Below are 23,738 nucleotides of genomic sequence, written 5' to 3'. Positions count from 1 at the left end.
GGTCACGCCAAATCGCCCCCTGCCTGCAAGCGGCAGGGGGCAATTCATTTAAGCCGCGCCGAAGTTGGCTGCGATTCGCTGTTACAGATAATCACCTGCTGTTATCGCAGGGTATTTGCCGGCGGGTCCCTGGATCAGCATGTTTCGGTTGGCCTAGCAAAAGAAAGCGATGCTGCAGGGGGCTAGCAAAGCCCTTTTCGCTAATGGCAGGGTCGTGCTGTCGCTACTTTATTTGTGATTACATATAGTCACTATAACCACCGAATTATTGTATTCATCGCTGCACTGCAGCATATTAAATTCAATCCAACCATTTCATGGTTTGTGGTGATTTGGTGCGAGGTGTTTGAATATTAAGGCGAGAGTTTAATTTAATTTGCGTAGGCTGTTCTGAGTGCGCGCCTGAATTTGGTGGCGGTAGTCGGTTTTGATTGAACTTTCAGGCTGGGTGAGGGGTGAAAAATGGAAGATGTAACAGATGTCAATTCGTCGGGGGTGTTGCCAGGTAGGTTGCCTTTGCCCGTTTTGCAGGAAAACTTCCTGGACGCTATCCCGCCTTTAACTGTACGGCAAGCTGCAACAGAAGCAGAACGGTGCCTGTATTGCTTTGACGCGCCTTGCGTTACGGCCTGTCCGACGGCAATTGATATCCCGACATTTATACAGCGGATCGCTCAGGATAATCTGCGTGGTGCAGCAGAGAGCATTCTTTCTGCTAACCCGCTTGGCGGAACCTGTGCCCGAGCTTGCCCAACGGAGACTTTGTGCGAACAGGCGTGCGTACGTTGCGCAGCCGACCAGGCGCCGGTGGCGATCGGTCAATTGCAGCGTTACGCCACCGATGCGTTTTTCTCTCAGGCCGAAGTACCACCGCTTTTCATGCGCAAACCGGCAACCGGCCGGCAAATCGCGGTAGTCGGGGCCGGGCCGGCTGGCTTGTCGGTTTCACATTATCTGGCGCGACTGGGCCATCAGGTCGAGCTGTTTGACAGTCGCGCCAAATTGGGCGGGCTGAACGAATACGGGTTGGCCGCCTACAAGATGACTGGCGATTTCGCCAGTCGAGAGGTCGGCTGGCTGCTGTCGATCGGAGGCATTGCCGCCCGCTGCAATCACCGTCTTGGCCGTGACTTTTCCTTGTCGCAACTGGTCGCTGAGTACGACGCAGTTTTTCTCGGTCTGGGGCTGCAAGCAGTCAAGCCGCTGGTCCTGGCCGGCGAAGATGCTGGCCCAGTCATGGATGCTGTCGATTTCATCGCTGAGTTGCGCCAGGCCGAACGGCTCGACCAGATCGCAGTCGGGCGCAGCGTGGTGATTGTCGGCGGCGGCATGACGGCAGTCGACGCAGCGGTGCAGTGTCGAAAACTGGGTGCCCGCGAAGTCACGATCCTGTATCGCCGTGGACCGTCGCAGTTGAGCGCGTCGCTGGAAGAGCAGCGCTGGGCGCAAATCAACGGCGTCAATATCCGTTGCTGGGCGTCCCCCAAGTCGTTGCTGGCCGAGCAAGGCCAACTGCACGCTGTGCGTTGTGCGGTGACGGCCGAGCGAGGCGGTCAACTGGTCGAAACCGGCGAGTACTTCGAGCTGGCCGCGGACTTGCTGATCAAGGCGGTCGGCCAGCAGTTGGGGCCGGATGACCTTGAGGGTCTCGTCCTGCAAGACGGCCGCATTCTGACGGACTTCGAGGGTCGCACCAGCCACCCGCGAGTATGGGCTGGCGGCGATTGTCGCTTCGGCAGCCGTGATTTGACGGTAGAGGCTGTTGAGCATGGCAAACGCGCCGCGTTTGCCATCGATGCATACCTGATGGGAGCGTGACGTTATGGCTGACATTCGCAGCAATTTTCTGGGCATCAAGAGCCCGAATCCGTTCTGGCTGGCCTCGGCACCGCCGACCGACAAGGAAGTCAACGTGGTCAGGGCATTCGAGGCCGGTTGGGGCGGGGTGGTCTGGAAGACCCTTGGGGAAGACCCCGCTGTGGTTAACGTGAACGGCCCGCGCTATAGCACCTTGCTCGGTCCGGACCGCCGGGTGCTCGGGCTCAATAACATTGAATTGATCAGCGATCGCTCCCTGCGCACCAACCTGGATGAAATTGCCCGGGTTAAACGTGCCTGGCCCGATCGGGCAATGGTTGTCTCGCTGATGGTGCCTTGCAATGAGGAGAGCTGGAAACACATCCTGCCTTTGGTCGAGGATACCGGCGCAGACGGTATCGAACTGAACTTCGGCTGTCCGCATGGCATGAGTGAGCGGGGGATGGGCGCAGCGGTTGGACAGGTGCCCGAGTACATCCAGATGGTCACCGCCTGGTGCAAGCACTACTCGAAGCTTCCGGTGATCGTGAAGCTGACCCCCAATATTACCGACATTCGACAGCCTGCACGAGCGGCCAAGGCCGGCGGCGCCGACGCGGTGAGCCTGATCAATACGATCAATTCGCTGATGGGCGTGGACCTGGATCGCCTGGTGATGAATCCCAGCATCGACGGCTGGGGCTCGCACGGCGGCTATTGCGGTCCGGCGGTCAAGCCGATCGCGCAGAACATGGTGGCCGAGATCGCGCGTGATCTGCAGACAGCGGGCCTGCCGATCTCCGGCATCGGTGGTGTCACAACCTGGCGCGACGCTGCCGAATACATCGCGCTGGGCTGCGGCACGGTGCAGGTTTGCACGGCAGCGATGGTCTACGGCTTCAAGATCGTGCAGGACTTGTGCTCGGGTCTGTCCAACTACATGGACGAGAAAGGCTACGCCAATATCGACGCGATGAGGGGGCTCGCGGTCCCGACAGTGAAGAACTGGAACCAGCTCAACCTGAACTACGCGGAGAAGGCAGTCATCAAGCAGGAGAGCTGCATCCAGTGCGGGCGCTGCCACATCGTATGCGAGGACACCTCGCACCAAGCCATTTTCGCCAGCAAGGACGGGCAGCGCCATTTCGAGGTCAACGAGGCCGAATGCGTGGGCTGCAATCTGTGCGTGTCTATCTGCCCCGTGCCCGACACCCTCACGATGCGCCGCGTGATGCCCGGCGAGGTCGATGCGCGCACCGGCCACCGGGTCAGCGGCGAGTACGCCAACTGGACCACCCATCCCAACAATCCCGCGTGCGTCAGCGCCTGAGCTGCTGTTCAGCACCAACCCTCACTTCATCAAGGACGGAGAACCGGCATGAATACACAGACTGAAGCACTCGGCGGCAACGCTGCGGCACCGGCGGACAATCCGCTGGCCAACGAAGACCTGCTGCCTACTACAGCAGACCAGCGGCACTGGAACTGGAAGGATTACGCCGCGCTCTGGGTGGGCATGGTGGTGTGCGTGCCGACCTACACCATGGCCAGTTCGATGCTGGACCAGGGCTTCAGCTGGCAGATGGCGGTCTGGCTGGTCTTCCTGGCCAACGTGATCGTGCTGATTCCGATGGTCCTGATCGGCCGGGTCGGCCCCAAGTTCGGCATTCCCTTTCCGGTGCTGGCGCGAGCCTCTTTTGGTGTCAAGGGTGCCAACCTGCCGGCGGTGCTGCGCGGCTTGGTGGCCTGCGGCTGGTTTTCGATCAACTGCTACTTCGGCGCACTGGCGCTGCATGGCTTCCTGAATGTGCTGGGCTTCGGCCTGGCCGGTCCGGCAGAAGGCCAGACCATCAGCGGCTCGCAGTTCGCCTGCTTCCTGGCTTTCTGGGCATTGCACATCTGGTTCATCTGGAAGGGGCCAGAGTCGATCCGTAAGCTGGAGGTGATCGCCGCGCCGCTGATGATCGGCGCCTCGCTGCTGCTGGTCGTGGTGCTGATGCTGAAAGTGCCCGGCGGCCAGTTGCTGGAGCTGCCTGCCAAGGTGGTCGAGGGCGGGCCCAAGACCTGGGCTGCGCTGACCGGCCTGGTCGGCTTCTGGGCCACGCTGGCGCTGAACATCCCCGACTTCACCCGCTTCGCCAAGTCCCAGAAGGACCAGGTGCTGGGCCAGGCCATCGGTCTGCCGATTCCGATGGCGCTGTTCTCGATGGTCGGCGTGATCGGCTTCTCCGCCTCGGCCATCCTGTACGGCAAGGCGCAGCTGTTCCCGGACGGCCTGCTGACACAGATGGGCCCGGTGGCCGCCAGCATCGGCCTGCTGGTGATCCTGCTGGCCAACCTGACCACCAATGTGGCGGCCAACCTGGTCTCGCCCTCGTATGACTTCAGCCAGATCGCGCCCAGCAAGATCAGCTTCCGCATGGGTGGCATCATTGCCGCGCTGATCGGCCTGGTCTTCATGCCCTGGAAACTGCTGGCCACTTCGGGCGGCTATCTGTTCACCTGGTTGGGTGGCTACGGCACGCTGCTGGGCGCCATCGCCGGCATCCTGCTGGTCGACTATTACCTGGTGCGCAAGACCGAACTGAAGGTTGACGACCTGTATCGCCGCGGTGGCGACTACGAGTACAGCGGTGGCTGGAATATCCAGGCGCTGATTGCCTTCTCGCTGGGCGTACTGCCCTGCCTGCCGGGTTATCTGGCCGTGTCCGGCATCCTCGCCAAGGACAGCGTGCCGCCACTGATGCTCGCGCTGTTTGACTTCGGCTGGTTCTTCAGCCTGTCCGTGGCGGGTATCTATTACTACCTGACGGCCAAGAAGCGCTGAGGCGTATTGCCCGTTCGCATCGCGAGGAGACATCGATGAACAACAAACCCTTGTTGATCCGCGGCGGTACCGTGGTCAATGCCGACCGCGAGTTCGCCGCCGATGTACTGTGCGTAGCCGGCAAGATCGCCGCCATCGGTGCGCGTGCACTGTCCGAGGCGCCGGCGGGCTGCCAGACGCTCGACGCCTCAGGGCAGTACCTGCTGCCCGGCGGCATCGACCCGCACACGCATATGCAGCTGCCCTTCATGGGGACGGTGACGATGGACGACTTCTTCACCGGTACGGCCGCGAGCCTGGCCGGCGGAACGACCTCGATCATCGATTTCGTCATTCCCGACCCGCAGCAGCCGCTGATGGAGGCCTACCGGACCTGGCGCGGCTGGGCGGAGAAGTCGGCTGCGGACTACGGCTTCCATGTCGCGGTCACCTGGTGGGGCGAGTCGGTACATGCCGATATGGGGCGCCTGGTCCAGGAGGAGGGCATCAACAGCTTCAAGCACTTCATGGCCTACAAGAATGCCATCATGTGCGACGACGAGACCCTGGTGAACAGCTTCAGACGCGCGCTGGAACTGGGGGCGATGCCTACCGTGCATGCCGAGAACGGCGAGCTGGTCTACCTGTTGCAGCAGGAGGTGGCCAGGATGGGCATCACCGGCCCCGAGGGCCACCCGCTGTCGCGCCCGCCGATGGTCGAGGGCGAGGCGGCCAACCGAGCCATCGCGATCGCCGACGTGCTGGGCGTGCCGATCTACATCGTGCATGTAAGTTGCATAGAAAGTGCCGAGGCCATCGCCCGCGCCCGCGCCCGTGGCCAGCGCGTCTACGGCGAGGTGCTGGCCGGCCACCTGCTGATCGACGACAGCGTCTACCGCCACCCGGACTTCGCCACGGCGGCGGCCCATGTGATGAGCCCGCCCTTCCGCCCCAAGGTCCATCAGGACTTTCTGTGGCGCGGCCTGCAAAGCGGCCAGCTGCACACCACCGCCACCGACCACTGCACCTTCTGCGCCCGGCAGAAGGCCGCGGGCCTGGGGAGCTTCGCCAAGATTCCCAACGGTTGCGGCGGCATCGAGGAGCGCATGGCGGTGATCTGGGATGCGGGCGTCAATAGCGGGCGGCTCACGCCCAGCGAATTCGTCGCGATCACGTCGAGCAACACCGCCAGGCTCTTCAACCTGTATCCGCAAAAGGGCTGCATCGCCGAAGGCGCCGATGCCGACCTGGTGCTGTGGGACCCGCAGGGGACAAAGACGATCTCGGTCAAGACCCAGCACAGCAAGGGCGACTTCAATATCTTCGAGGGCCGCACCGTGCGCGGCATTCCCAGCCACACCCTGAGCCAGGGCCGGCTTGTCTATGCGAACGGCGAGCTGCGCGCCACGCCGGGCGTTGGCCGCTACATCAAGCGGCAGCCCTTCGGCCCCGACTTTGCTGCGGCCAAGACTCGCGCACAGGATCTGGCCCCGGCTGCCGTGGCACGCTGAAGGAGGGCAGTGTGATGGACACCAAGATCAAGCAGGACATCGGCGCACTGCGCATTGACGGTCAGCGGCTCTGGAGCAGCCTGATGGAGCTCGCCAGGGTCGGCGCCACCGATAAGGGGGGCGTCTGCCGCCTGGCGCTGACCGAACTCGACAGGCAGGGCCGTGACCTGGTGACGCGCTGGGCACGCGAGGCCGGCATGAGCGTCACGGTCGACAAGATCGGCAACACCTTCATGCGCCGTCCGGGCCGCAACAACAGCCTGCCGCCGGTGATGACCGGCAGCCATATCGACACGCAGCCCACCGGCGGCAAGTTTGACGGCAACTACGGCGTACTGGCCGGGCTGGAGGTGGTGCGCACGCTCAACGACCACGATATCCGGACCGAGGCGCCGATCGAGGTGGCGTTCTGGACCAATGAGGAAGGTTCCCGCTTCGTACCGGTGATGATGGGCTCGGGCGTGTTCGCCAAGGCCTTCTCGCTGGAACACGCCTATGCGGCGACCGACGCCGAGGGCTTGAGCGTCAGGGACGAACTGGCGCGCATCGGCTACCTCGGTGCCGAAGAGCCCGGCGACCACCCTGTCGGCAGTTACTTCGAGACGCATATCGAGCAGGGGCCGGTGCTGGAGGATCACGACAAGACCATAGGCGTGGTCAGCGGCGTGCTGGGCATACGCTGGTACGACTGCACCGTCACCGGCATGGAGGCGCATGCAGGGCCGACGCCGATGCACTTGCGCCGTGATGCCCTGCAAGTGGCCACCAGCCTGATGCAGCAGGTCGTGGCCTGTGCCGGGCGGCACCCCCCGCACGGACGCGGCACTGTTGGCCAGGTCTGCGTTTTCCCGAATAGCCGTAACGTGATTCCCGGGCGCGTCACTTTCAGTATCGACCTGCGTAACGCGACGGACGCCCTGTGCGACGCGATGGACGCGGATATTCGCGAGGTGGCCGCCAGGCTGGCAGAGAGTAGTGGCCTTTCGATATCAATCGAACAAGTATCGGCCTACCCGGCACAGTCTTTCCATCCGGAGTGCATGGCCGCAATCGGTCATGCTGCCGAACGATTGGGTTACAGCCCCATGAAAATTGTCTCCGGCGCAGGTCATGATGCGGTTTACCTGGCAAGGCTCGCCCGAACAGGCATGATCTTCATCCCATGCAAGGATGGCATCAGCCATAACGAGAGCGAGTCGGCGACGCCGGAGCATGTGGCGGCCGGCTGCAATGTGCTGTTGCAGACAATGCTGGCGCAGGCCGTGCTCGCCGGATAGTTGGCGATGGCCCCCTTGCGTGCCGTCTTGTCGCGATGTGTATGGCGCGGCGCAAATGGCAGGAGTGCGTGGATCCGGTGCCGGTTGATGAGGCAGGGCATTCGCATCTGGGCCCGGAAGCGAGTGGGCGCCGCTTGGCATGTGCGCTGGCTATGGTCGTCTGGTTTACTCGTCCTGCATGCGGGCGTCGGCGCTGGGCAGCTCGGCAAAGCGCGTGGTGTAGCACGGGCTCGGCTTGTCGCGGCGCATCTGCCATCCGCTAGCGATCGCCTCGGCGCCCAGCCTGAGCGTGCCGCGGCCGTAGCGGTGGTTGACGGTGTCTAGCGCGCCCAGTAGCGCCAGGCGTGCGGGGTCGGTCTCCGGCGCGAGCCAGTCGGCCTGCCGTGTGGCGCCCGTTTGCAGCTCGGCCAGCATCACGCCGACCTTCTTGTACGCGTAGCCCTTCCTGTAAAGCCGATCGAGCAGCGCGAGCGCCGCGCGGATGAGCGCGAGCGTGTCACTGCTTGCCACCGGCAACGGCCGCCAGTCGCAGGCGTGGTACTGCGCGTCCTGCTCACGGAAGCGGTGGGTGTGCAGTTGCACGCCAAGCAGGCCGGCCACGCTGCCTTGCGCGCGCAAGTCGTGTGCCGCCTGCGCGGTGTGGTGGGCCAGCGCAGCGGCCAGCGCGTCGCGTTCGTGGAGCAGCTTGCCGAAGCTGCGGCTGCGTACCAGTTGCTGGCGCGGCGGCGCGACGTCCTCCAGCGCGAGGCAGGAGACTCCGTTGAGTTCGCGCACCACCCGCTCGACCACCACGCCGAAGCGGCGGCGGATCAGCGCGGGGTCAGCGCGGGCAAGCTGCAGTGCGTTGTGGACGCCCAGGCCCGCCAGTTGCTCGGCAAGACGGCGCCCGATCCCCCACACCTCGGCCGCCGGCTCGCTCGCCAGCGCCTTCGCCTGCCGTTCCGGGCTGAGGCCGCCCCAGTCGAGCACGCCGGCGAGCTTGCCGTGCCGCTTGGCCAGATGGTTGCAGAACTTGGCCAGCGTCTTGCTCGGGCCGATGCCCACGCAGGTGGGCAGGCCCACCCACTGTTCGACGCGCGCGCGGATGCGCTGGCCAAGGTCGGTCGGGTCGTCCGGCAGGCCGGTGAGGTCGGCGAAGCATTCGTCGATCGAGTACACCTCGAAGCGCGGCACCAGCGAGGCTATGGTGTCCATCATGCGCCGGCTCATGTCGGCGTACAGCTCGTAGTTGCTGGAGAACACCGTTAGCAGCCCCTTGCGCTCCAGGTGCGCGACCTCGAAATACGGTGCGCCCATGCGGATGCCGAGCGCCTTCGCTTCGCGGGTGCGGGTCACCACGCAGCCGTCGTTGTTTGAGAGCACCACGATCGGCGTTTTGGCCAGGTCCGGCCGGAACACCCGCTCGCACGAGGCGTAGAACGAATTGCCGTCGATCAGCGCGAACGTGGGCATGCGTGCTTGATGATGAAGGTGACCACGCCGACGAGCCGCCATTCCTCATCGCCGCCCGGGCGCAGGATCGGGTAGGGCACCCGCGCGTTTTCCGGATGCAGCTCGAGGCCGGCCGGCGTCTTGCGCAGGCGCTTGACGGTGAATTCGGTGGCAAGCTGCACGATCACGATGTCGCCGCTCAGCGGCTCTCGCGCGCGGTCGACCACCAAGAGGTCGCCGTCGTCGATGCCGGCGTCGCTCATCGAGTCGCCCGCCGCGTACAGCGCGAAGGTCGCCGGCGGGTGGGCGACCAGGTACTGGTTGAAGTCGAGCGTGCCGGCGGCGTAGCTCTCCGCCGGTGACGGGAAGCCCGCCTGCACGCGCGCGTGCATCAGCGCGGTGGTGGCGGCAGCCGGCGCGAGGGCGACGGGGTTTAGGTGCGGTGTCATCGCGGCAATCTTGAAATGCGAAACATTATTCAAGTTTGCCGCAGCGAACGCCGCCGTGCAACGGCGCGGCGGTCTTGGCGTGCATGGCCGGCCGTTTGCCTAAAAAACAGGCAGAGCGTGCAAGGCAGGCGGGGCAAGGGTTGCGGGGGTGACAGGCGCCGTGGCGGCCGGGTTTTCAACAGAATCTGTGTATATCAGCCAGGGCTGAAGTTTGCCGGGCACGGCCCCGCGCGGGCGGGGCCGTGGTTCAGGCAGGTGCGCCGCGCGCGTGCAGCCAGGCGGCCTGCGCCGCGGCAGCGCGCTCGACGGCGGCTTGTTCATGTGCGGCAAGCGGACGGTCGTCGACATGGTGCGGGTCGTCGAAGTCCATCGTCAGGCCGGTGATGCCCTCGACCACCCCCAGCGTCGCGATCGGCAGGTAGGGCAGGCTGTAGCCGCCTTCCTGCAGGCAGACGAGGCGCCCCTGGCACAGCGTGCCGGCGACTTGGGCGAGGGTGGCGGCGAGCCGGCGGTAGCCCGTCCGCGTCAGCCGCATCCTTCCTAGCGGGTCGTAGGCGTTGGCGTCCTGTCCGGCCGAGACGATGATCAGCTCGGGCTCGAAGCGCTCGAGCGCCGGGATCACCACCTGCTCGAACGCGTGCGCGTACGCGGCGTAGCCGCTGCCTGCGGGCAGCGGCACGTTGACGTTGCGGCCCAGCCCTGCGCCGCTGCCGCATTCCTGCTCGCTGCCGCCCTCCAGCGGGTAATTGCCTTCCTCGTGCAGCGAGACGAACAGCACGCTCGGGTCGCTGTAAAACACGTCCTGGGTGCCGTTGCCGTGGTGGACGTCCCAGTCGACGATCGCGACCCGGGCAAGCCCGTGCACCGCCTGCGCGTGGCGCGCGGCGATGGCCGCGTTGTTGTAGTAGCAGTAGCCCATCGAGTAGTCGGGGCCGGCGTGGTGGCCGGACGGGCGGATCAGCGCGTACACGTTGCGCACGCGCCCCTCGAGCGCCGCGTCGACGGCCGCGCACGCGGCACCGGCGGCGGCGCGTGCCACCTGCTCGGTCGCTCGGTTGCCGCGTGCGTCTTCGCCCAGCTCGATGCCGTCTTCCTCGGCGGCTGCGCAGCGGGCCGCCAGCGTTTGCAGGTAGGCCGGCGCATGCACGCGCAGCAGCGCCGCGTCGGCCGCCGGCGTGTACGGGATGGGGCGCAGGCGCGCGCTCATGCCGGTCGCGTCGAGCAGCGCCTTGCTGTAGGTCAGCCGCAGCGGGGTGTCGAATTCCTCACCGGCGTCGGCCACGCCCGCGCTGCCACGGTAGGTCTGCCTGCCCGCGTTGTGCGCAAGGAAGAATTCGTCGTAGATCAGGCCGGTTGCTGTGTGCATGGTGCGTCCTCCCTTATTTAGCGGTCTTAAAGCGTTGCCACAGCCGGGTCTGCAGGCGCAACGTGGCGGGGTCGAACGGTTTCTGCACCCAGAAGGTCTGCATGCGGCGCGCGTCCGGGAAAATCATCGGGTCGCCGGTCAGCTCCTTGCTCATCAGCTTGACGGCCTGCGCGTTGGGGCTCGGGTACATCACCGCGTTGCTGATGTTCGCGACCACGTCCGGGCGCAGGATGTAGTTGATGAACTTGTGCGCGTTCTCGACGTTCTTCGCGTCCTTGGGGATGGCCATGCTGTCGAACCATAAGGGCGCGCCCGCCTCGGGCAGGGTGTAGGCGATGTTCTGGCCGGTCTTGTTCTCGCGTGCGCGCAGCTTGGCGACCAGTACCGCGCCCGAGTAGCCGGTCGACACGCACACTTCGCCGTTGGAGAGCTCGTTCATCACCGGCGTCGCGATCATCCGTCGGATGTACGGGCGCATCTTCTTCAGCACGGCCGCCGCGTCTTCGTAGTCCTTGGGATTGGTCGAGTTCGGGTCGCGGCCCAGATAGCGCAGCGCCATCGGGAACATCACGCTGCCGGCGTCGTTGTAGGCGACGCCGCATTTTTGCAGCTTGGCGACGACCTCGGGCTTGAACAGGAGGTCGTAGCTGTTGGCGGGCAACTGGCCGCCGAGCGCCTTCTTCACCTTGTCGACGTTGTAACCGATCGCCGTGGTGCCCCACATGTACGGCACGCTGTACTGCATGCCGGGGTCGACCGCGTCGACCTTGGGGCGGAAGGCCGCGTCGAGGTTCTTCAGGTTGGGCAGCTTCTGCTTGTCGATCTTCCGGTAGACGCCGCTTTCGATCTGGCGGGCGAGAAAGTCGTTGGACGGGAAGACCAGGTCGTAGCCGCTGTTGCCGGCCAGCATCTTGGTCTGCAGCACCTCGTTGCTGTCGTAGACGTCGAGCCTGACTTTCACGCCCGACTCCTTCTCGAAGTTGGCGATGGTGTCCGGCGCGAAATACTCGCCCCAGTTGTAGATGTTGAGCTGGCCGGCAGCGTGGGCCGACAGCGGCAGGCAGGTGGAGAGGCAGACGGCGACGGTGGTGCGGATTCCCATGGCGGCGCATCCTTTGCGGTCAAGAGTTCGGGGGCATTCCCTTGACTATGGATGCAATCTTTATGCCATACAAATTTGTCGTGCGTGGCGGTCGGGGCTAGGCGGCCGGTTTGCGCGCGCGTCTGGCCGGCGCCTGGGCCGCCTGCGCGCGGTACCACGCCTCGAGCGCCTCCTGCGCGTTGAGGATGTGCTGGCGCAAGAAGGCGGCCGCGCTGACGTTGTCCTTTTGCCGGCACAGTTCGAGCAGCTGGCCGTGCTCGCGGTGGGCGCGGTCGCTGAAGCCGGTCAGCAGGATCTGCATGCGGGTGTAGCGGTCGGTACGGTTGTGCAGCTGTTCGATGAGCGCCAGCATCTGCGGGCGCTCGGCCGCCCGGTAGAGCGCGAGGTGGAAGCGCGCGTTGAGGATGCCCCATTCGGCGATGTCCTCGTCGCGCAGCGCGGCCTCGAAGCGCGCGAGCAGCGCCCCGGCCTCGGCGAGGTCGGCGCTGGTCTGGCGCGGGATGGCGGCCATCAGTACGTCACACTCGAGCAGCACGCGCACGTGCAGCAGTTCGACGACTTCCGGCAGCGACAGCTGCGACACCACCGCGCCCTTGTTCTCGACGATGGTCACCAGCCCCTCGGCCTCGAGCTGGCGCAGCGCTTCGCGGATCGGCACCCGGCTCATGCCTAGTTCGCGCGACAGCGCCTCCTGCCGCAACTGCCCCCCGTCTGACCACTCGCCGGCGAGGATGCGCTGGCGGAGGGTGTCGGTGGCGATCGCGGTCAGGCTCTGCGGGGCGGGGGTGGTCTGCGTCATGCGGTTTTCCTTGCCGGGGCGGCGCTACCTTACCACAGCCGCCACCGGCCATTCAGCCCTGCGTTCAGGACCCGGGCAGCGCGGGGCGGCAGGCCAGGCGCTCGTCGATCACGGCGAGCACCCGTTCGCGCTCGGCGCCGGCCAAAGGCAGGCGCGGCGCGCGCACATGCTCGGTGCCGACGCCGACCCTCGCCTCGCACAGCTTGAGGTTCTGCACGAGCTTCATCGAGACGTCCAGGTGCAGCAGCGGCGCGAACCAGCGGTACAGCGTGCGCGCCTCGAGCCAGCGGCCCGCGCGGGCGAGCCGGTAGATGGCGACGGTCTCTTCGGGGAAGGCGACCACCAGCCCGGCCACCCAGCCGTCGGCGCCCATCAGCAGGCTCTCCAGCGCGAGGTCGTCGACGCCGCAGAAGATCGCGTAGCGGTCGCCGACCGCGTTGATCACGTCGGTCAGCGTACGGATGTCGCCGCTGGACTCCTTGATCGCGACGAACTTCGGCTCGGCGGCCAGCGCCCGGTACATGTCGGGGCTGATGTTTACGCCGTACGCGACCGGGTTGTTGTAGATCATCACCGGCAGCGGGCTCGCGCCGGCCACGCGCCGGTAGTGGTTGAGCGTCTCGCGCTCGTCCGACACGTAGCGCATCGCCGGCAGCAGCATGATGCCGTCGGCGCCCTGCGCGTGGGCGGCGGCAGCGAGCGCGCAGGCGGCGCGGGTGCTGTCCTCGGCAACAGTCAGCAGCACCGGCTTGTCGCCGGCAACTGCCTTGGCCGCCTGCAGGATGGCGAGCTTCTCGTCGGCCGTGAGTGTCGACGCCTCGCCCAGCGAGCCGCACACGATGATGCCGTCGGCGCCGCAATCGAGCTGCCAGCGGATATGGCGGACGGTCGCGGCCAGGTCCAGCGATTCGTCGGCGTTGAACTTGGTGGTGACGGCGGGAAAGACGCCGCTCCAGCGTTGGGTCATGGCAGTGCTCCTTGCGTGGGGAATGCAGCTCTTTTTCATGCTGGTATTTCTGGATACAAAATTCAACGGCTTTGCATGCAAAAACAGCTTTTTCAGTGCGGTGTTGGCTGCCTTGATCAAGCGGTGTATTTTTACGACACAGCATCAAGTGCATGTTTTGTAACGTATATTTGTGAATTTCTGGTCGGCGCAGTTGTTTTGTTGCTGTTGTATTTCAGCAAATTTAAGCCGTTAGATTGTATTCAAAAACGCGTGATCCTAGAGTGAGACGACACACACGAGGAGCTCACGCGATGGCGACCACCGAATTCGAATGCATCGACGGCCACACCTGCGGCAACCCGGTCCGCCTGGTCACCCGCGGCGCGCCGGCGCTGGCGGGCGACAGCCAGGCCGCACGTAGGCTCGACTTCCTGGCGCGTTACGACTGGATGCGCACCGGGCTGATGTTCGAGCCGCGCGGCCACGCGCAGATGTCCGGCGCCTTCCTCTACCCGCCGACGCGCGACGATTGCGACGTGGCGGTGCTCTACATCGAGACCAGCGGCTGCCTGCCGATGTGCGGGCACGGCACCATCGGCGTGGTGACCATGGCCATCGAGCACGGCCTCGTCCAGCCGGCGACGCCCGGCGTGCTCAATCTCGACACCCCGGCCGGCAAGGTCGTCGCCCGCTACCGGCAGGAAGGCGGCAAGGTGAAGTCGGTGAAGCTCACCAACGTGCCGTCCTTCCTCTTGATGCGCGACGTCGAGGTGGAAATCCGCGCGCTGGGCCGGCTCAAGGTCGACATCGCGTACGGCGGAAACTTCTACCCGATCGTCGAGGCACAGCAGAACTACCGTGACATGGCCGACTACACGCCGGGCGAACTGGTGGCGATGGGCAACGAGCTGCGCGACTTCCTGAACGCGCACTACGACGTCGTGCACCCGCTCGACTCCGGCATCCGCGGCGTGCGCCACGTGCAGTGGACCGGCGCACCCAGGCAGCCCGGCTCGCACGCGGCCAACGCCGTGCTGTACGGCGCGGCGGCGCTCGACCGCTCGCCGTGCGGCACCGGCACCTCGGCGAGGCTCGCGCAACGCTACGCGCGCGGCCTGATGAAGGCAGGCGACGTGCTGGTGCACGAGAGCCTCATCGGCAGCCAGTTCACCGGCACCATCGAGGCGGAAACCGAGGTCGCCGGCCTGCCGGCCATCGTCCCGGGCATCGAGGGCTGGGCGATGACCACCGGCTACAACCGCATCCTGCTCGACGACGCCGACCCGTACGTGCACGGCTTCGTGGTGGGCTGAGGGTGAACGCGCGCGCAAGCCTCCGCCCCGGCCGGGTGCTCGTGGCCGGCGCCGGCGTGGTCGGCATCGCCACCGCGCTGCAATTGCGGCTGGCCGGCTGCGAGGTGGTGCTGGTCGACCGTGGCGAACCGGCGATGGCCACCAGCTACGGCAACGCCGGCGCCTTCGCCGTCAGCGACGTCATCCCGCTGGCCGAGCCGGGCGTGCTGGCCAGGGTGCCCGGCTGGATGCTCGACCCGCTGGGGCCGCTGGCGGTGCGCTGGCGCTACCTGCCGACGCTCGCGCCCTGGCTTGCCCGCTTTGTCGCCGCCAGCCGCCCGCGCAAGGTGGCCGCGCTGACCGCCGCGCTCGCCGCGTTGCTGGGGCGGGTCAACGACGACTACGCACCCCTGATCGGGCGCGCGGGGCTCGGGACGCTGTGGCGCCGCCACGGCAACCTGACGCTGTACCGCGACGAGGCGGAATTCTCCGCCGCCGCAGCAGCCTGGCAGACCAAGCGCGCGCACGGCGTGCGCTGGCGCAAGCTGGGCGGGGACGCGCTTGCCACGCTTGCGCCAGCGCTGGCGACCGAATGGCAGGTGGCCGTCGAGGTGCCGGACTGGTCGCACGTGGACGACCCCTATCTCTTCACCCGCGGCCTGTTCGACGCCTTCCTGCGCGAGGGCGGGCTGTTCGTGCAGGACGAGGTGATTGGCATCTCGCGCGAGGGCGGCGGTGTACGCGGCGTCGAGACCGCCGGCGGGCAGCTCCCGGCCGACTGCGTGGTGATCGCCTGCGGGGTGTGGAGCGACCGCTTCGCGCGGCAGGGGCGCTACCGCCTGCCGCTGGAGAGCGAGCGCGGCTACCACGTCACGCTGCCTAGGGCAGGCGTCCCGCTGCACCATTTCATTCAGTGCGCGAGCGAGAGCTTCGTGATCCTGCCGATGGCAGGCGGCGCGCTGCGCCTGGCCGGCACTGTCGAGCTTGCGCACCGCGATGCACCGCCTGACTGGCGGCGCGCGCACATCCTGCTGGACAAGGCTAGGCGCATCGTCGGCGATTTCGACACCGAGGGCATGAGCGTCTGGATGGGCAACCGCCCGTCGCTGCCCGACACCCTGCCGGTGATCGGCCCGGCGCCCGGCGTGCGCGGGCTCTACTTCGCGACCGGGCACGGCCACCTGGGGCTGACGCTGGCGGCGACCACCGGCGCCATGCTGACCGAACACATCCTGGGGCGGGCGACGGCTACCGACCCCCACCCGTATCGACTCGACCGGTTTTAGGCGGCCCTCGCGGCCATTCTTGGTGTGAAAGAGGAGGAGAACAGCATGGCACAGCAGGCTTTTCGCAAGCTTCACCTGGTCCTGGCGCTGGGCGGCATGATGGCGCCGTTCGCGATCGGCGCCGCGCACGCCGATAGCGTGGTCAAGCTCGGCTTTGCATCGCCGCTGTCCGGACCGCAGGCGCACTACGGCAAGGACAACGAGAACGCGGCGAAGATGGCGATCGACGACCTCAACAAGCAGAACCTGGTGATCGGCGGGCAGAAGGTGAAGTTCGAGCTGGTGCCCGAGGACGACCAGGCCGACCCGCGCGTCGGCACCCAGGTCGCGCAGCGCCTGGTCGACTCAGGCGTCAAGGCGGTGATCGGCCACTTCAATTCGGGCGTGTCGATCCCCGCCTCGCGCATCTACTCGGACGCCGGCATCCCGCAGCTGTCGGTGGCGACCAACCCGGCGTACACCGCCAGCGGCTACAAGACCGCCTTCCGGCTGGTCGGCTCCGACAGCCAGATCGGCGGCTCGCTCGGCCAGTACGCGGTCAAGCAGCTGAAGGCGCAGCGCATCGCGGTGATCGACGACCGTACCGCCTACGGGCAGGGCATCGCCGACGAATTCGTGAAGTCGCTGGCCGCGCAGGGCAAGCAGCCCGTCAAGCGCGAGTACACCAACGACAAGGCGAACGACTTCACCGCGATCCTCACCAGCCTGAAGGCGCAAAAGCCCGACGTGATCTTCTACGGCGGCGCGGACGCGCAGGCCGCGCCGATGGCGCGCCAGATGAAGCGGCTGGGCCTCAACGCGCGGCTGATGGGTGGCGACATGCTCAACACGCCGAACTTCATCAAGCTGGCCGGCGCCGACGCCACCGGCCACTACTCGGCGGTCGCCGGCGGCGAGCTGGGCGCGCGCCCGGCCGGCAAGGACTTCGAACAGCGCTACAAGGCGCGTTACAAGCAGGACGTCGTGCTGCTCGGGCCGCAGTTCTACGACGGTGTGATGATCGTCGCCGACGCGATGAAGCGCGCAGGCTCGACCGACCCCGCCAAGTTCCTGCCGTACATCGCCAAGACCGGCTACAAGGGCGTGACCGCCGACTTCGGCTTCGATCCGGCCGGCAACCTGAAGAACGCGCCGGTCACCATCTCTTCGGTGGAGAACAACGACTGGAAGGTCAAGTCGGTGGTCCAGTAAAACCCGCGCGGCAGGCTACAACGAAGCACGGCGCCCCGGTGCGGGGCGCCCGGCCTGCCATCGCCCGCCCTTGTGCTGGCGCGCGGCAGGCGCCTTCTTCTGACCTGCCGGGCCGGTTGCGTGAACCGGGCCAGTCTTGCGGCACACCCCGCCCGGCACCCTGAACCTGCGACCGGGCAGGCGGAGCGCACGCGATGGACCCTTTGCAGATTCCCCGCCTCAGCCTGCACGCGCTCGGGACGCTCGGCAGCGCCGCGCGCGAAACCCTCGGCGAGCTGGGCATCACCAGCGTCGCCGAGCTGCTGGCCTACCCGCCGTTCCGCCATGCGCGCGCCTTGCGCGCCGCCGAGGCCGGCCTGCTTGGCCGCGAAGAGGTGGCAGGCCATGTCGGGCCGGCCTGGCAGGGCAAACCGCTGGATGCCTTGCTCGACGCCCCGTGCGCCGTGCTCTCCGGGGTGGACGCGCGGCAGGCGGCGGCGCTGGCGCGGCTGGGCCTGGCAAGGGTGGCGGACCTTGCCGCCTTCGCCGCGCTGGACGAGGCCGAGGCGCTGGTGGCGGGCAGCAGCCGGGCAGGGGGCGGCGGCGCGGGCGTGCAGCGCTATACCAGTTTCTTCCGGGCGCGCGCGCTGAGGGACTCGAGCGTGTTGTGCCAGACGCCGGCGCGCATCGGGCAGCTGTTCAATTTCGACGGCGCGCAGCCGGGCGCCGCCGCGCTGGGCTACGCGGTGACGTACCGCCAGCAATGGGTGCAGCTTGGCGTGCGCCTGGGCAGCGTTTCGGGCGCCTCGCCGGCTACGCAGGCAGGGCGGCCGGCCTCGGCCGCGGGCCATGCCGGGAGTGCGCCGGGCGAAGTCGCGCGCGCGACCGCCCTGCAGCACCAGTGCGGCGCCAGCAGCGCGCTGGCCGCCACCGCGGCGACGGCCGGCCGCTTCCCGGGCGCGGCCGGCGGCGCGAACCCGGTGGTGGCGGCAGACACCGTCGTCTTCGGCGGCGTCGCGCTCGGTTACGTCGAAGCCGACGTCGAGGCAGACCGCGAGGCCTTCGCCGCCTCGGCGCTCAACCTGCAGCAGCGCACCGTGCACAACGCGTCCCTGTACCGGCCCGGCGCCGATCAGGCGGCGCAGCCGCTCCCCGGCGCCCTGTGCTTCGAGGTGCTCAACGACTACCGGGTCAGCATCGCGGCGCAGGACTTCACGCCGCTTTTGTTCCTGCCGTTCAAACCCCTGCACTTCAGCGCCGAACTGCTGGGCGAATACTGGTGGCTGATCCGGCCGGCCGTCGCCGACAGGGCGCTTGTCCGTCGGCTGGATGCCCGCTACTTGCGCCTGCGCCCCGATGCGGGGCCTGGCGCGTGGCCTGCCATGCCGGCAGCGCCGGAAGACGCCGAGGCCGGACGCGTCAGCGTGACCGTGCGCCTGTCGGGCGCGACGGCCGAGCAGGCGATCCGCCAGCGCGCCTGCGTGACGCCCGCGCTTGATGGTGACGACGACGGCAGCGTCGTCACCGCCGCGCTGGGCCGGTTCTGGCAAGTATTCGACGAGGAGAAGCGGCGGCACGTGAAGGCGGCCTTGCTGACCACGCAGGGCCCGGTCGAGCTGGTGTGCGAATCGGTCGACGGCGAGCGGGACGTCAGCTGGACGTTTGCGACCAGCCGCGCGGTGCGCGTCGCGGACATCACCGGCGTGCGCGTGGCCAACGGCAACGGCGAATTGAAGCTGGGCGGCGTCGCGCTGGGCACGCTCGGCTTCGACGAAGTCCGCGCCCGGCTGCAGGTCCGCGACGCCGACGCGTACGCCGCCCCTGCCGTCGCGCTGCTCGAAGCAGAGCAAAGGCTTTGCCGCGGCTGCGTGGTCGGCGCCCACGGCCAGAAGGACCTCGCCTGGCGGCCCGCCGCGCATCTGGAGGGCCAGACGGGCAGCCGCGACGCGGCAGCAGGCGTGGACAGCGCGGAGGCCGAGGCGACGCTGCTGGGCTTTCTCAACGCCAACCCGTACACCTTCACCCGGCACATCCTGCAGGGGCTCGAGCCCGGCGCGCTGGAGGAGGCGCTTGAGGGCGTGCACATCGGCGACATCGCGCTCGTAGACGTCGCGGTGACCACCCCCGTCGGCTTTTGCGCGGGCCATGTGCTGCTGCCGATGAAGGCGTGCAAGGCGGCGACGGCCAGGTACGGCAAGATCGGCGTCGACACCCTGAGGCTGGAGATGATGCTTGTACAGTTCGAGTGCGCGGCGCACGGCAAGCCGGCCGAGGCGGGCGCCGCACGTGCCGCGCTGCACGACTACCTCAAGAAGTTCCTGCAGATCGGCGCGGGCTCGGGCAACGGCTCGGTGCGCGAAGTGCGTCTGCTCGGCCACGTGCGGGCGCTGGCCGACTTGCTCGAACAGTTGTCGCGGCTCGCCGCGGCAGGCGGTGCCGGCCTGTTCGACGCCCGGCTGACGGCCGCGACCGGCAGGCTGCTCGACTTCTTGCATGCGCCGGTGCGCAGCAGCGGCAAGGACGCGGCGCTGTTGTGCGGCCATTTCGAAGCGCTCAAGGCGAAGTTTGGCCGGCGCATGGGGCAGTGCCTGGGCTCGGACGAGGTGAGCCTGCCCTCCGGCGGCCTTTACGCCGGGGCAGCCGAAAGCGACCGGGGCGCACCGCCAGCCGGCGGCGCCTGAGGCTGCGGCAAGAAGGATGGCCGCGCCACGCTGGCGCGGCGCGGCGGGTGGCCAGCGGGCGGCCCATCTTGATTAAGGGAGGGAAAAACATGCAACTGACCCGACAATGCGCGCTGGTCACCGGCGCAGCCAGCGGCATCGGCCTCGCCATCGCCCGCCGCTTCGCGTCCGCCGGCGCGGCGGTCGCGGTGGCCGACATACGGCCGGACGCGGCCGAGGCCGCCGCGCAGCAGCTGCGCGACGAGGGCGCGCACGCGGTGGCGGTCGCGATGGACGTGAGCGACGAGGCGTCGGTCGAGGCGGGTTTTGCCGAGGCGATCGGGCAGCTGGGCGGCCTGCACATTATGGTCAGCAACGCCGGCGTCCAGCATATCGCGCCGATTGTCGAGCTTGAGTTTGGTGACTGGCGGCGGCTGATTGCGGTGCACCTGGACGGTGCCTTCCTGTGCAGCCGCGCCGCGATGCGCCATATGCGCGCGCACGGCGGCGGCGCCATCCTGCTGATGGGGTCGGTGCACTCCAAGCTCGCGTCCCCGTTAAAAGCCCCCTACGTGTCGGCCAAGCACGCGCTGCTGGGCCTTGCGCGCACCATCGCCAAGGAGGGCGCCGCCGACAATATCCGCGCCAACCTGATCTGCCCGGGCTACGTCGACACGCCGCTGGTGCGCCGGCAGATCCCCGAGCAGGCCAAAACGCTGGGCATCAGCGAAGACGAGGTGGTGCGCCGGGTGATGCTGGGCGGGACGGTCGACGGCGAGTTCGTCAAGGACAGCGACGTCGCCGAGGCTGCGCTCTTCCTGGCGGCCTTCCCGAACAAGGCGCTGACCGGGCAGTCGCTGCTGGTCAGCCACGGCTGGTGCATGGAGTGAGGGAGTGGAGCAGGCGGGCGGTCGTTTGCGGCCGTCCCGCCTGTTTGGCGAGGCTTGTCACTCAGGCATCCTTCCGCCTTGCATCCAGCGCCGGCGCCAGGGCGCCGCATTGCGCCAGCACCAGCAGGCCGCCCGCGGTCGAGAGGTCGCCGATAAACAGGATCCACTGTGTCTCGTTGGCGAAGTCGTGGTGGAAGATCACCGCCGCGGCAACCGAAAAGGCCGCCAGCAGCAGGGCAATCCACCTGACTTTCCAGCCGGCGATCAAGGCCAACCCGCCGCCGACTTCGAGCAGGATGACGAGGGGCAGCAGTGCGGTGGGGACGTGGAAAGCCTGCATGTAGGCGGCGGTGCCGTCGTAGTTGGTGATCTTGCCAAGCCCCGCCAGCAGGAAGAATTGGGCCAGCAGCACGCGGCCAGCCAGGTTGAGCAGTGTGTTCATGGTGACGTCTCCTTGCCCATGCGGAATGTCTTGCCGGTATAGCAGGGCAGTCGGGCCTGTCACCCGCCAGGAAGTGGCGCAAGGCCGTGCCGCTTGCCGGCTTGCGCCGGCATGGCGGGCAGGGGGCAGTGAGAGTCCGGCCGGCTGTGGCTATAACCTTAGCTTGAGGGGATTTGCCCGTTCACGTTGAGGGAGAAGTCGATGGCCGAACAGCCAAGGAATGTTGCCGGGGTGCACGACTATGCGGGGCCGGCCGGTGGCTGGGGCGCGCTCAAGGCGCTGGCCGTCGCGGTGCGCGAGCAGATGGACACGGTCGAGGCGTCTGCCACCCTGCTCAGGACCAACCAGCCGCAGGGCTTTGACTGCCCGGGCTGCGCGTGGCCGGACAAGAACCACGCCTCGACCTTCCAGTTTTGCGAGAACGGCGCCAAGGCGGTGACCTGGGAGGCGACGAAGCACCGGGCGACACCCGCCCTGTTTGCAGCGCGGCCGGTCGCCGAACTCATGAAGCTGAGCGACCACGAACTGGAAGACTTCGGCCGGCTGACCGAGCCGATGCTGTACGACAAGGCGAGCGACACCTACCAGCCGCTCTCCTGGGACGCCGCCTTCGCGCGCATCGGCGCCGTTTTGGCTACGCTGCCGCCGCGGCAGGTCGACTTTTACACCTCGGGCCGCACCTCGAACGAGGCGGCTTTCCTCTACCAGCTGTTTGCCCGGATGTACGGCAGCAACAACTTCCCCGATTGCTCGAACCTCTGTCACGAGCCGACCAGCGTCGGCCTGCCGCGGTCGATCGGCATGGGCAAGGGCTCGGTGTCGCTGGACGACTTCGACAAGTGCGAGCTGATCATCTCGATCGGCCACAACCCGGGCACCAACCACCCGCGGATGATGGGCGTGCTGCACGACGCGGCGCGGCGCGGCGTGCCGATTGTCGTGTTCAACCCGATGCGGGAGCGGGCGCTGGAGCGCTTTGCCGACCCGCAGGACCCGGTGGAGATGGCGACGTACGGCGCGACGGCGATCGCGTCCAACTACCTGCAGGTGAAGGCGGGCGGCGACGCCGCCGCGATCAAGGGCGTGATGAAGGCCTTGCTGGAGATGGAGGCGCGGCAAGGCGGCGTGCTCGACCACGATTTCATCGCCGGGCACACCGTGGGCTTCGCGCCGCTGCAGGAAGACCTCACGGCCACCGGCTGGCCGGCCATCGAGTCGGCCAGCGGTTTGAGCCAGGCGAGCCTGGAAGAAGTCGCCCGCCTGTACGCCAAGTCCGGCGCGACCATCATCAGCTACGGGATGGGCATCACCCAGCACCGGCGCGGCACCGCCAACGTAAGACTGCTGTGCGACCTGCTCTTGCTCAAGGGCAACCTCGGCAAGCCCGGCGCCGGCATCTGCCCGCTGCGCGGGCACTCCAACGTGCAGGGCAACCGGACGGTCGGCATCACCGAGAAGCCGTCGGCGGCCTTCCTGGACGGGCTCGCCGCCACCTTCGGCTTTGCGCCGCCGCGCTGGGCGGGGCGCGACGCCGTGCGCTCGATGCAGGCCATCGTCAGCGGCGAGTGCCGGGCGCTGCTGTGCCTGGGCGGCAACCTGGCGGTCGCCTTGCCCGACCCGGGGCAGTGCTTCCCGGCGATGGCGTCGCTGGAGATGGCCGTCCACGTCGCGACCAAGCTCAACCGCTCGCACCTTTTGGTCGCGCAGACGACGCTGCTGTTGCCCTGCCTTGGCCGCACCGAGGCCGACCTGCAGGCCAGCGGCGTGCAGGCGGTCACCGTGGAAGACTCGATGTCGATGGTGCACGCGTCGGTCGGCAAGCTGCCGCCGGCGTCCATGCACCTTAAGTCCGAGGTTGCGATCGTCGCCGGCATCGCGCGGGCGACCCTGCCGGACAGCGGTGTCGACTGGGACGCGCTGAGTGCCGACTACGACCGGATCCGGGCGCTGATCGAACGGGTGATCCCCGGCTTCGACGACTACAACGCGCGCATCCGGGTGCCCGGCGGCTTCCGGCTGCCGCTGCCGGCCACCGGGCGCGTCTGGAACACCCCGTCGGGCAAGGCCGAATTCTATGTCTTTGACGGGCTGGACGAAGACCTGCAGCAGGGGGACGCGTTCCGGCTGGTGACCGTGCGCAGCCACGACCAGTACAACACGACTATCTACGCCTACGACGACCGCTACCGCGGGGTGTTCGGCCGGCGCGACGTGCTGTTCATGCACCCGGATGACCTGGAGGCGCTGGGGTTGGTGCACGGGGACAAGGTCGACGTCGAGCTGGCATCAGGTGGAGAAACCCGGCGCTACCCGGGGCTGACCGCCATTGCGCACGCGATTGCCCGCGGCACCGTCGCTGCCTACTACCCGGAAGCCAACTGCCTGATCCCGCTCGACCATATCGACGCCGAGAGCGGGACGCCGGGCTACAAGTCGGTGCCGGTCAGCGTCCGCAAGAGCGCCGGCGCCGCCGACGCGTAAGCCGGCGCCCGCCAGTCGGCAAGCCGTGGG

18 protein-coding genes are annotated in these 23,738 nt (G+C 67.4%); 11 read left to right on the top strand and 7 right to left on the bottom strand.

Annotated elements, in window-relative coordinates; translation table 11 throughout:
• The first annotated feature begins 462 nt into the window (after nt 1–462).
• From E5K04_RS01475 to E5K04_RS01455, 5 genes are read left to right on the top strand one after another with little or no spacing between them, the layout of a single operon-like run.
• Nucleotides 463–1,818 carry an NAD(P)-dependent oxidoreductase gene (locus E5K04_RS01475; RefSeq protein ID WP_136551127.1) on the top strand — a complete coding sequence of 452 codons (1,356 nt, stop codon included), beginning with the start codon at nt 463–465 and terminating at the stop codon, nt 1,816–1,818.
• A gap of 4 nt (nt 1,819–1,822) precedes the next feature.
• Nucleotides 1,823–3,127, top strand: coding sequence for an NAD-dependent dihydropyrimidine dehydrogenase subunit PreA (gene preA / locus E5K04_RS01470; protein WP_136551126.1), 1,305 nt, complete (start codon nt 1,823–1,825; stop codon nt 3,125–3,127).
• A gap of 48 nt (nt 3,128–3,175) precedes the next feature.
• Nucleotides 3,176–4,624, top strand: a complete 1,449-nt coding sequence (locus E5K04_RS01465; protein WP_136551125.1) for an NCS1 family nucleobase:cation symporter-1 — start codon at nt 3,176–3,178, stop codon at nt 4,622–4,624.
• Between the two features lie 35 nt (nt 4,625–4,659).
• Nucleotides 4,660–6,114 carry a dihydropyrimidinase gene (gene hydA, locus E5K04_RS01460; RefSeq protein ID WP_136551124.1) on the top strand — a complete coding sequence of 485 codons (1,455 nt, stop codon included), beginning with the start codon at nt 4,660–4,662 and terminating at the stop codon, nt 6,112–6,114.
• Between the two features lie 14 nt (nt 6,115–6,128).
• Nucleotides 6,129–7,391: a Zn-dependent hydrolase gene (locus tag E5K04_RS01455; RefSeq protein WP_136551123.1), complete on the top strand. Its 1,263-nt coding sequence runs from the start codon at nt 6,129–6,131 to the stop codon at nt 7,389–7,391.
• A 165-nt stretch (nt 7,392–7,556) separates the two neighbouring features.
• On the opposite strand, the gene E5K04_RS01450 is transcribed toward E5K04_RS01455, so the two are convergent.
• The 6 genes from E5K04_RS01450 to E5K04_RS01425 form a co-directional block, all read right to left on the bottom strand.
• A complete protein-coding gene (locus E5K04_RS01450; RefSeq protein WP_136551122.1) occupies nt 7,557–8,843 on the bottom strand; it encodes a Y-family DNA polymerase in 1,287 nt (428 codons plus the stop codon).
• Nucleotides 8,825–9,271, bottom strand: coding sequence for a LexA family protein (locus E5K04_RS01445; protein WP_136551121.1), 447 nt, complete (start codon nt 9,269–9,271; stop codon nt 8,825–8,827). The genes E5K04_RS01450 and E5K04_RS01445 overlap by 19 nt, the downstream gene beginning before the upstream one ends.
• A gap of 247 nt (nt 9,272–9,518) precedes the next feature.
• On the bottom strand, nt 9,519–10,637 hold the full coding sequence (locus tag E5K04_RS01440; protein WP_136551120.1) for an arginase family protein: 1,119 nt from the start codon (nt 10,635–10,637) through the stop codon (nt 9,519–9,521).
• Nucleotides 10,638–10,650: 13 nt separating this feature from the next.
• The gene (locus E5K04_RS01435; RefSeq protein WP_136551119.1) at nt 10,651–11,739 is read right to left on the bottom strand and encodes a polyamine ABC transporter substrate-binding protein; all 1,089 of its coding nucleotides are present in this window, start codon (nt 11,737–11,739) and stop codon (nt 10,651–10,653) included.
• 97 nt (nt 11,740–11,836) lie between these two features.
• The gene (locus E5K04_RS01430; protein ID WP_136551118.1) at nt 11,837–12,538 is read right to left on the bottom strand and encodes a GntR family transcriptional regulator; all 702 of its coding nucleotides are present in this window, start codon (nt 12,536–12,538) and stop codon (nt 11,837–11,839) included.
• A gap of 64 nt (nt 12,539–12,602) precedes the next feature.
• Nucleotides 12,603–13,505, bottom strand: a complete 903-nt coding sequence (locus tag E5K04_RS01425) for a dihydrodipicolinate synthase family protein (protein WP_136551117.1) — start codon at nt 13,503–13,505, stop codon at nt 12,603–12,605.
• A 293-nt stretch (nt 13,506–13,798) separates the two neighbouring features.
• Between E5K04_RS01425 and E5K04_RS01420 the strand changes: the two genes are divergently transcribed.
• From E5K04_RS01420 to E5K04_RS01400, 5 genes are all read left to right on the top strand, one after another.
• Complete coding sequence (locus E5K04_RS01420) at nt 13,799–14,800, top strand: 4-hydroxyproline epimerase (protein ID WP_136551116.1); 1,002 nt, start codon at nt 13,799–13,801, stop codon at nt 14,798–14,800.
• 2 nt (nt 14,801–14,802) lie between these two features.
• Complete coding sequence (locus E5K04_RS01415) at nt 14,803–16,065, top strand: NAD(P)/FAD-dependent oxidoreductase (RefSeq protein WP_205700261.1); 1,263 nt, start codon at nt 14,803–14,805, stop codon at nt 16,063–16,065.
• Between the two features lie 45 nt (nt 16,066–16,110).
• Nucleotides 16,111–17,256 carry a branched-chain amino acid ABC transporter substrate-binding protein gene (locus tag E5K04_RS01410; protein WP_136551115.1) on the top strand — a complete coding sequence of 382 codons (1,146 nt, stop codon included), beginning with the start codon at nt 16,111–16,113 and terminating at the stop codon, nt 17,254–17,256.
• A 194-nt stretch (nt 17,257–17,450) separates the two neighbouring features.
• Nucleotides 17,451–19,916 carry a hypothetical protein gene (locus tag E5K04_RS01405; RefSeq protein ID WP_136551114.1) on the top strand — a complete coding sequence of 822 codons (2,466 nt, stop codon included), beginning with the start codon at nt 17,451–17,453 and terminating at the stop codon, nt 19,914–19,916.
• A gap of 89 nt (nt 19,917–20,005) precedes the next feature.
• On the top strand, nt 20,006–20,785 hold the full coding sequence (locus E5K04_RS01400; RefSeq protein ID WP_136551113.1) for a 3-hydroxybutyrate dehydrogenase: 780 nt from the start codon (nt 20,006–20,008) through the stop codon (nt 20,783–20,785).
• Nucleotides 20,786–20,846: 61 nt separating this feature from the next.
• Here the strand turns inward: E5K04_RS01400 and E5K04_RS01395 are convergent, their stop codons facing one another.
• Nucleotides 20,847–21,227 (bottom strand): DoxX family protein, encoded by a 381-nt coding sequence (locus tag E5K04_RS01395; protein ID WP_136551112.1) that lies wholly within the window; start codon nt 21,225–21,227, stop codon nt 20,847–20,849.
• Between the two features lie 201 nt (nt 21,228–21,428).
• On the opposite strand from E5K04_RS01395, the gene E5K04_RS01390 reads away from it, so the two are divergent.
• Entirely contained in the window at nt 21,429–23,708 is a 2,280-nt protein-coding gene (locus E5K04_RS01390) for an FdhF/YdeP family oxidoreductase (protein WP_136551111.1), read from the top strand.
• The last annotated feature ends 30 nt before the right edge of the window (nt 23,709–23,738 follow it).

The organism is Crenobacter intestini (assembly GCF_004919095.1).
Lineage (GTDB): Bacteria > Pseudomonadota > Gammaproteobacteria > Burkholderiales > Chromobacteriaceae > Craterilacuibacter > Craterilacuibacter intestini.
The sequence above is the reverse complement of the archived record's forward strand: the minus strand, read 5'-3'. Positions and strand labels throughout refer to the sequence as shown.

Coding starts and splice junctions, on each gene's coding strand:
- preA (WP_136551126.1), top strand. CDS start 1,823: ATGGCTGACATTCGCAGCAATTTTCTGGGCATCAAGAGCCCGAATCCG.
- E5K04_RS01445 (WP_136551121.1), bottom strand. CDS start 9,271: ATGACACCGCACCTAAACCCCGTCGCCCTCGCGCCGGCTGCCGCCACC.
- E5K04_RS01425 (WP_136551117.1), bottom strand. CDS start 13,505: ATGACCCAACGCTGGAGCGGCGTCTTTCCCGCCGTCACCACCAAGTTC.
- E5K04_RS01475 (WP_136551127.1), top strand. CDS start 463: ATGGAAGATGTAACAGATGTCAATTCGTCGGGGGTGTTGCCAGGTAGG.
- E5K04_RS01395 (WP_136551112.1), bottom strand. CDS start 21,227: ATGAACACACTGCTCAACCTGGCTGGCCGCGTGCTGCTGGCCCAATTC.
- E5K04_RS01390 (WP_136551111.1), top strand. CDS start 21,429: ATGGCCGAACAGCCAAGGAATGTTGCCGGGGTGCACGACTATGCGGGG.
- E5K04_RS01420 (WP_136551116.1), top strand. CDS start 13,799: ATGGCGACCACCGAATTCGAATGCATCGACGGCCACACCTGCGGCAAC.
- E5K04_RS01400 (WP_136551113.1), top strand. CDS start 20,006: ATGCAACTGACCCGACAATGCGCGCTGGTCACCGGCGCAGCCAGCGGC.
- E5K04_RS01455 (WP_136551123.1), top strand. CDS start 6,129: ATGGACACCAAGATCAAGCAGGACATCGGCGCACTGCGCATTGACGGT.
- E5K04_RS01435 (WP_136551119.1), bottom strand. CDS start 11,739: ATGGGAATCCGCACCACCGTCGCCGTCTGCCTCTCCACCTGCCTGCCG.
- hydA (WP_136551124.1), top strand. CDS start 4,660: ATGAACAACAAACCCTTGTTGATCCGCGGCGGTACCGTGGTCAATGCC.
- E5K04_RS01465 (WP_136551125.1), top strand. CDS start 3,176: ATGAATACACAGACTGAAGCACTCGGCGGCAACGCTGCGGCACCGGCG.
- E5K04_RS01440 (WP_136551120.1), bottom strand. CDS start 10,637: ATGCACACAGCAACCGGCCTGATCTACGACGAATTCTTCCTTGCGCAC.
- E5K04_RS01410 (WP_136551115.1), top strand. CDS start 16,111: ATGGCACAGCAGGCTTTTCGCAAGCTTCACCTGGTCCTGGCGCTGGGC.
- E5K04_RS01450 (WP_136551122.1), bottom strand. CDS start 8,843: ATGCCCACGTTCGCGCTGATCGACGGCAATTCGTTCTACGCCTCGTGC.
- E5K04_RS01405 (WP_136551114.1), top strand. CDS start 17,451: ATGGACCCTTTGCAGATTCCCCGCCTCAGCCTGCACGCGCTCGGGACG.
- E5K04_RS01430 (WP_136551118.1), bottom strand. CDS start 12,538: ATGACGCAGACCACCCCCGCCCCGCAGAGCCTGACCGCGATCGCCACC.